Raw genomic sequence first — 6,599 nt, forward strand, 5'->3', positions numbered from 1 at the left:
TCCCGGCCGCTCGAAGAGACCGCTTTCGATGGCTTTCGGGTAGTTTCGAAGTATGAAGGTCGCTCTATCGACCCGAAGCCCTGCCGGACCGCTGATCGCACTGGCGCTCGCCGTCCTGACCGTTCTGGCGGTCCTGACGGCGGGCGCCCCGCGCGCCTCCGCGGCCACGAGCGTCTCGGTGATCGCCGCGTCCCTGCGCGAAAGCCCGCTCTATGTCGATCCGGAGGCGAGCGCCCAGCTGTCCCAGGCGGAGGCGCACGCCCTCCAGGAGCAGATCGAGGGCGCCGACAAACCCCTGTTCATCGCCGTCCTGCCGGCCGGCTACCCCACGGCGGACCTCTTCACGGACCTGCGCACCGCCACCGGCGTGACCGGCCTGTACGCGATCCGGCTCGGTGACCGCTTCGACGCCCGCGCCGACTCCTCGGTCCTGTCCCGCACGGCTGTCCGCAACCTGGTCGCCAGTGTCCAGGGCGAGGACGACGCCAAGACCCAGCTGACCGACTTCACCGAACGTGCCCTGGCAAACATGGGCGGCTCGGCGCCCAAGAGCTGGAGCTCCTCGGGCGGCGGTGACGGGATCTCCTCCACCGCGCTGATCACGGCGGGAGTGGTGCTGGTCGCGGGCGGGGCGGGCGCCTACACCCTCGTGCGGCGCAACCGCCGGCGGCACGCGGCGGACCAGCGGGCCGCCCTCGACCGGCTGCGGGTCGTCGTGGACGAGGACATCACGGCCTTCGGCGAGGAGCTCGACCGGCTGGACTTCCGCCCGTCGGAGCCGGGCGCCGACGACGCCATGCGCGCCGACTACGAACGCGCCCTGGACGCCTATGAGCAGGCGAAGTCGTTCATGGCGGCGGCGACGAGACCCGAGGACGTCCGCCCCGTCACCCAGGCGCTGGAGGACGGCCGTTTCTCCCTCGCCCGACTGGCCGCCCGCCGCACCGGAGCGCCGCTGCCCGAACGCCGGCCGCCGTGCTTCTTCGACCCCCGCCACGGCCCCTCGGTCACCGACGCCACCTGGACGCCGCCCGGCGGGGCCACCCGCGAGGTTCCGGTCTGCGCCGCGGACGCGACCCGCCTGGCCGACGGCCGCGACCCGGTGATCCGCGAGGTCGACAGCGACTACGGCCGCCGCCCGTACTGGGAGGCGGGCCCCGCCTACGGCCCCTGGGCGGGCGGCTACTTCGGCGGCGGCATCCTGCCCGGCCTCCTCGTCGGCACGATGCTCGGCGGCATCATGGCCGCCCCCTCCTACGCCTCCGACTACGGCAGCGGCTACGGCGACTTCGGCGGGGGCTACGACGGAGGCGACGTCTCCGGCGCCGACTTCGACCCCGGCGACTTCGGCGGCTTCGGAGGTGGCGGGGGAGGGGACTTCGGCGGAGGCGGCGGGGGCGACTTCGGCGGCGGGTTCTGAGGTCCGTTCCCCCGAACTGTCGGCCGTGGGGTCACCTGGCGCTCCCGGCCTGGACTCAGCTGCCGACCCCGGCGGCACTGTCCCGCCCGAGGCCGGCGGCGTCCCGCCCGGGGAAGGCGGCCGGCCGGACGGGCAGTGCGGCGGTCGCCGTGGGGGCGGGGCCGTGGTGGGTCCCCCCGCTGAACCCGACATGATCACCGCTCAGCACGCCCTGGCTCAACCCCCGTGTCCGTGCGGCGACTTGACGGTTCAGGACGGTACCGAACCCGCCACGGGCCCGGCACGCAGCGGTGCCGGGCCCGTGGTCGTGCGACGGGGGGTGTGCGTCAGAGCGAGGCCGCCGCCGAGGCGATGGCCGAGGCGAAGGTGGAGACCTCGGAGTAGACGCCGGGGGCGTTGGCCCGGGCGCAGCCGATGCCCCAGCTCACGATGCCGACCTGGATCCAGGCGTTGTTGGCGTCCCGGCGGAACATCGGGCCGCCCGAGTCGCCCTGGCAGGTGTCGGTGCCGCCGGCCGCGTATCCGGCGCAGATCTCGTCACTGGCGACGAGACCGCTGTAGCCGCTGTACGCACGACAGGTCGCGTCGCTCACGAACGGCACGGTGGCCTTGAGCAGATAGCGCTGCTGGGCGCCGCCCTCGGAGGCCGAGCCCCAGCCTGCGATGGTGAAGGTGCCGGTGTTGTACTGCGTGGTGGTGGCGATCTTCAGGGTGGACTGGGTCGTGATGGGTGAGGCGAGCTTGATGAGCGCCCAGTCCTTGCCGTTGCCGTTGTAGCCGGGGGCCCGGTACACGTAGGTCGACTTCACCTGGACCCGGCCGGTGGTGGACTGGAGGTCCACGACGCCGGCGGTGGCGGTGATGCTGGTGTTGGCGCCGGTCCCGCTGACGCAGTGCGCGGCGGTGAGCACGATCTGCTGGGTGTAGAGCGCCCCGCCGCAGCCCATGGAGAGCCGGACCATGAACGGGAACTCGCCCTGCGCGGCACGGGTTCCGCCGACGACGGGGGCGGGGGCGGCCTGTGCGGACGAGAGGGGCTGAAGGCTGGCGATCGCGAGGGCTGCCGCGCCGACGGCTGCGCATCTCTTGAGCGCTGTGAGGAGTTTCTTCAAGGTGCTGCCTTCCGTGGGGGGTTGGCTTTGACGAGAGCATGTCAACACAAACTGCGCACCGCGAAGCCGTGCACCGCAAAGAAACGTCCATGCGCTGGCATGGTCAGGTCAAATCTGTTGCTGGATTATGGGAACCCCGCAAGCCCTCACACAAGGGGGCTGATTCAGCCACATCCGCCCACCGGCCGCTTGCCCCCCGCCGGCTGCCTGACCCCCGTCGGCCACCTTGCTCCCGGCCGGCTGCCTCACCCCCCGCCGGCGGCTCCGCCCGTCCGACTGGCGGCCGCGCTCGCCGGGCGCAGCCGGCCGCCAGTACGTCGTCGGCCGGTCTCAGTCCTGGACGGCCGCCTTGGCGAAGTCGAGCAGCCCCTCGAAGTCGAGCGCCCCCGGATCCCCGTGCGCGTTCTCCGGCACGTGCATGTGCCCGCACACCCCCTTGAACGCGTTCCACCGCTCCCCGCTCATCCGCTGACCGCCCCCGTTTCCGGCGGACTTCGGGTAGGCGGGCCAGAGCGCCGGTCCGCGCAGCGGGACATGGTGGTGGATGTGCATCCACGCCAGGTACTCGGCGACGGCGCGCAACGCCCACACCGGTGCCTTCGGCCAGTAGACGTGGGCCTGGCCGCGGGCCTTCCACTTGGCGTGCAGGTCGGGGTCGCAGGTGCCGACGAGTTCCGCCTGGCAGACGTTCAGCGTGTTCGTCTCGACGCCGCCGCGCTTGTTGACCAGCGCGCGCGAGGAGACGTCGATCTCGAAGTGCTGGTACCACTTCAGCTTTCTGGCGGCGAAGTCCGGCACGGCCGTCAGGTTGGGCGCGGCGGAGCCGCCCTGGTAGTCGGGCAGCGAACGCCCTTCGGTGGTGTGCAGGACGACGACGTTGACCTCCATGCGGTCACCGCCGAAGTCGTCCTGGTACCAGTGGTCGCGGTTCGCGCCGGGGTAGTGCTGGGGTCCGGTCCTGGTGCTCATGCCTCGCGACTGTGACAGGGAACGGGGAAAGGGGCCGGGAGCTCTTCGCTTCCGACCCCTATTCGCCGTTTTCCACCGTATTCAGCCGAGCGCTTACGCGTTCTTGATCGCCGAGATGTCGAAGTTCAGCTTGATCTTGTCCGAGACCAGAACGCCGCCGGTCTCCAGTGCCGCGTTCCAGGTCAGGCCCCACGCAGAGCGAAGGATCTCGGCCTTGCCCTCGAAGCCGACGCGCTCGTTGCCGAACGGGTCCTTGGCGGCGCCGTTGAACTCCAGGTCGATGCTGAGCGGCTTGGTGACGCCGAGGATGGTCAGGTCGCCGGTGATCCGGTAGTCGTCGCCGCCCAGCGCCTCCGCCGAGGTGGCGCGGAAGGTCATCGTCGGGAACTCCTCGGTCTTGAAGAAGTCGGCGGTCTTCAGGTGGCCGTCGCGGTCGGCGGACCCGGTGTCGATGCTGTCCATCGTGACGTCGATGGTGGCGCTGGACTTCGACGGGTCGGTGCCGTCCAGGTGCAGCGAGCCGGTGAAGTCGTTGAACTTGCCCTTGACGTTCGTGACCATCGCGTGGCGCGCGACGAAGCCGAGCGTCGAGTGGGCGGGGTCGATGGTGTAGTCGCCGGTAAGGGCGGCGAGCTCGGGGCTCACCGTGGCGTCGGCGACACCGGTGACGGTCTCGTCGGTGTTCTTGCGGCCGAAGATACCCATGACGTGCTCCTTGGGGACGGGAAGATCGAGGATGTTTAATCTTCAACGAGGTCAACGAGAACGACCGTAGACCTATTCCGTTCAATGTTCAACATCTTCGTCCTGTGTTGCGGGCCCCGCTGGGATCCGACGGCCACGAACCGCCGTCCGGACGCTCCGTTTCACTCCGGCGAGGGCATGTGCGCGCCGGGAATGTGAGGCGGGTCTCAGCCCCGGGGTTTGTGCGACCCCTACAAGCCCCAGCCCCTCTGAGCAGTCGGAACGGCTGCATGCCCGCCCGGTTCTGTTCAGGGCTACCAGGAAAACGCGCCGGAGACTGTACGGAGTCGACGTCCCTCTTTCCTTGGTGGGCTTCGTAAGGTCACTACATGACCGTTTTGGAAGAGACGACGGGCGAGCCGATCGCAGAGCCTTCGGAACCCACGGATGCGCGCGGCCGCGTGGCCGAGCTGCACGAGATCCGTGCCCAGGCGCTGGCCGGCCCGAGCGAGAAGGCGACCCAGGCGCAGCACGCCAAGGGCAAGCTGACCGCCCGGGAGCGGATCGAGCTGCTCCTCGACCCGGGGTCCTTCCAGGAGGTCGAGCAGCTGCGCCGGCACCGGGCGACCGGCTTCGGGCTCGAGGCCAAGAAGCCGTTCACCGACGGTGTCATCACGGGCTGGGGCACGGTGGAGGGCCGCACGGTCTTCGTCTACGCCCATGACTTCCGTATCTTCGGCGGCGCGCTGGGCGAGGCCCACGCCACGAAGATCCACAAGATCATGGACATGGCCATCGCGGCCGGTGCCCCGCTGGTCTCGCTCAACGACGGCGCCGGCGCCCGTATCCAGGAGGGCGTCTCCGCGCTCGCCGGCTACGGCGGCATCTTCCAGCGCAACACCAGGGCGAGCGGGGTGATCCCGCAGATCTCGGTCATGCTGGGCCCCTGCGCGGGCGGCGCGGCCTACAGCCCCGCCCTCACCGACTTCGTCTTCATGGTCCGCGAGACCTCGCAGATGTTCATCACCGGGCCGGACGTGGTCAAGGCCGTCACCGGCGAGGAGATCAGCCAGAACGGCCTCGGCGGCGCCGACGTGCACGCCGAGACCTCCGGCGTCTGCCACTTCGCGTACGACGACGAGGAGACCTGCATCGCGGAGGTCCGCTACCTCCTCTCGCTGCTCCCGCAGAACAACCGCGAGAACCCCCCGCGCACCGAGTCCACCGACCCGGCCGACCGCCGCGGTGACGTCCTGCTCGACCTGGTCCCGGCGGACGGCAACCGTCCGTACGACATGACCAAGGTCATCGAGGAGATCGTCGACGACGGCGAGTACGTGGAGATCCACGAGCGCTGGGCCCGCAACATCATCTGCGCGCTGGCCCGGCTCGACGGCCAGGTCGTCGGCATCGTGGCCAACCAGCCGCAGGCCCTCGCCGGTGTCCTGGACATCGAGGCGTCGGAAAAAGCTGCACGCTTTGTCCAGATGTGTGACGCTTTCAATATCCCGATCGTCACCTTCCTGGACGTCCCTGGATTCCTCCCGGGCGTCGACCAGGAGCACGGCGGAATCATCCGGCACGGAGCGAAGCTGCTCTACGCCTACTGCAACGCGACCGTGCCGCGGATCTCCCTGATCCTGCGCAAGGCCTACGGAGGTGCCTACATCGTCATGGACAGCCAGTCCATCGGCGCCGACCTCACCTACGCCTGGCCGACGAACGAGATCGCCGTGATGGGCGCCGAAGGTGCCGCCAACGTCATCTTCCGGCGTCAGATCGCCGAGGCCGAGGACCCCGAGGCCATGCGGGCCCGCATGGTCAAGGAGTACAAGTCCGAGCTGATGCACCCGTACTACGCGGCGGAACGCGGACTGGTCGACGACGTCATCGACCCCGCCGAGACCCGTGAGGTCCTCATCAGGTCGCTGGCCATGCTCCAGTCGAAGCACGCGGACCTGCCCTCGCGCAAGCACGGCAACCCCCCGCAGTAACCCGGCAGATCCCACGGGTAACCCACTGGATCCCCTGCGGAAACCTCATCCACGGAGACTTGCACCCATGAACGCTCCCGACATCCGCGTCGAGAAGGGCCACGCCGAGCCCGAGGAAGTCGCCGCCATCACGGCGATCCTCCTGGCCCGCGCGGCCGCCCGGTCGTCCCCCACCGAGACCCACCGAGTCCGCCCCAAGGCCGGCTGGCGCCGCCTGGAGCGCGAGGGCGGCTTCCGCGCCCCGCACAGCTGGCACTAGGCGCCACGCCGCACCAGGCGCCGCTCCAGCCGCTTCACCGCACGAAGAAGGGGCCCCTCCGCCGAGAGGGGCCCCTTCTTCGTGCGGTGGCCGGAGACCCGGCCGGCCCGGCACCGCCGGTGAACGCCGTCTCGCGTCCCGTCGTCGCGGCGCAAAAAAGG

At 70.2% G+C, this 6,599-nt stretch carries 6 protein-coding genes; 3 read left to right on the plus strand and 3 right to left on the minus strand.

Going from position 1 to position 6,599, the window contains the following annotated elements; translation table 11 throughout:
• Positions 1-52 precede the first annotated feature (52 nt).
• Positions 53-1,420, plus strand: coding sequence for a hypothetical protein (locus tag ACFVYS_RS41155; RefSeq protein WP_389510666.1), 1,368 nt, complete (start codon positions 53-55; stop codon positions 1,418-1,420).
• Between the two features lie 326 nt (positions 1,421-1,746).
• Here ACFVYS_RS41155 and ACFVYS_RS41160 read toward each other — a convergent pair whose 3' ends face one another.
• From ACFVYS_RS41160 to ACFVYS_RS41170, 3 genes are all read right to left on the minus strand, one after another.
• Positions 1,747-2,532 carry a trypsin-like serine protease gene (locus ACFVYS_RS41160; RefSeq protein WP_020131452.1) on the minus strand — a complete coding sequence of 262 codons (786 nt, stop codon included), beginning with the start codon at positions 2,530-2,532 and terminating at the stop codon, positions 1,747-1,749.
• A gap of 330 nt (positions 2,533-2,862) precedes the next feature.
• Positions 2,863-3,501 carry a hypothetical protein gene (locus tag ACFVYS_RS41165; protein WP_389510668.1) on the minus strand — a complete coding sequence of 213 codons (639 nt, stop codon included), beginning with the start codon at positions 3,499-3,501 and terminating at the stop codon, positions 2,863-2,865.
• 93 nt (positions 3,502-3,594) lie between these two features.
• A complete protein-coding gene (locus tag ACFVYS_RS41170; protein WP_389510670.1) occupies positions 3,595-4,206 on the minus strand; it encodes a YceI family protein in 612 nt (203 codons plus the stop codon).
• Positions 4,207-4,574: 368 nt separating this feature from the next.
• Here ACFVYS_RS41170 and ACFVYS_RS41175 point away from each other — a divergent pair, with 368 nt between their 5' ends.
• The gene (locus ACFVYS_RS41175; protein ID WP_037736155.1) at positions 4,575-6,179 is read left to right on the plus strand and encodes an acyl-CoA carboxylase subunit beta; all 1,605 of its coding nucleotides are present in this window, start codon (positions 4,575-4,577) and stop codon (positions 6,177-6,179) included.
• 67 nt (positions 6,180-6,246) lie between these two features.
• Positions 6,247-6,438: an acyl-CoA carboxylase subunit epsilon gene (locus ACFVYS_RS41180; RefSeq protein ID WP_389510672.1), complete on the plus strand. Its 192-nt coding sequence runs from the start codon at positions 6,247-6,249 to the stop codon at positions 6,436-6,438.
• Positions 6,439-6,599: the final 161 nt, after the last annotated feature.

Source organism: Streptomyces sp. NPDC058295 (assembly GCF_042880655.1).
In the GTDB taxonomy this organism is placed as follows: Bacteria; Actinomycetota; Actinomycetes; order Streptomycetales; family Streptomycetaceae; genus Streptomyces; species Streptomyces coriariae.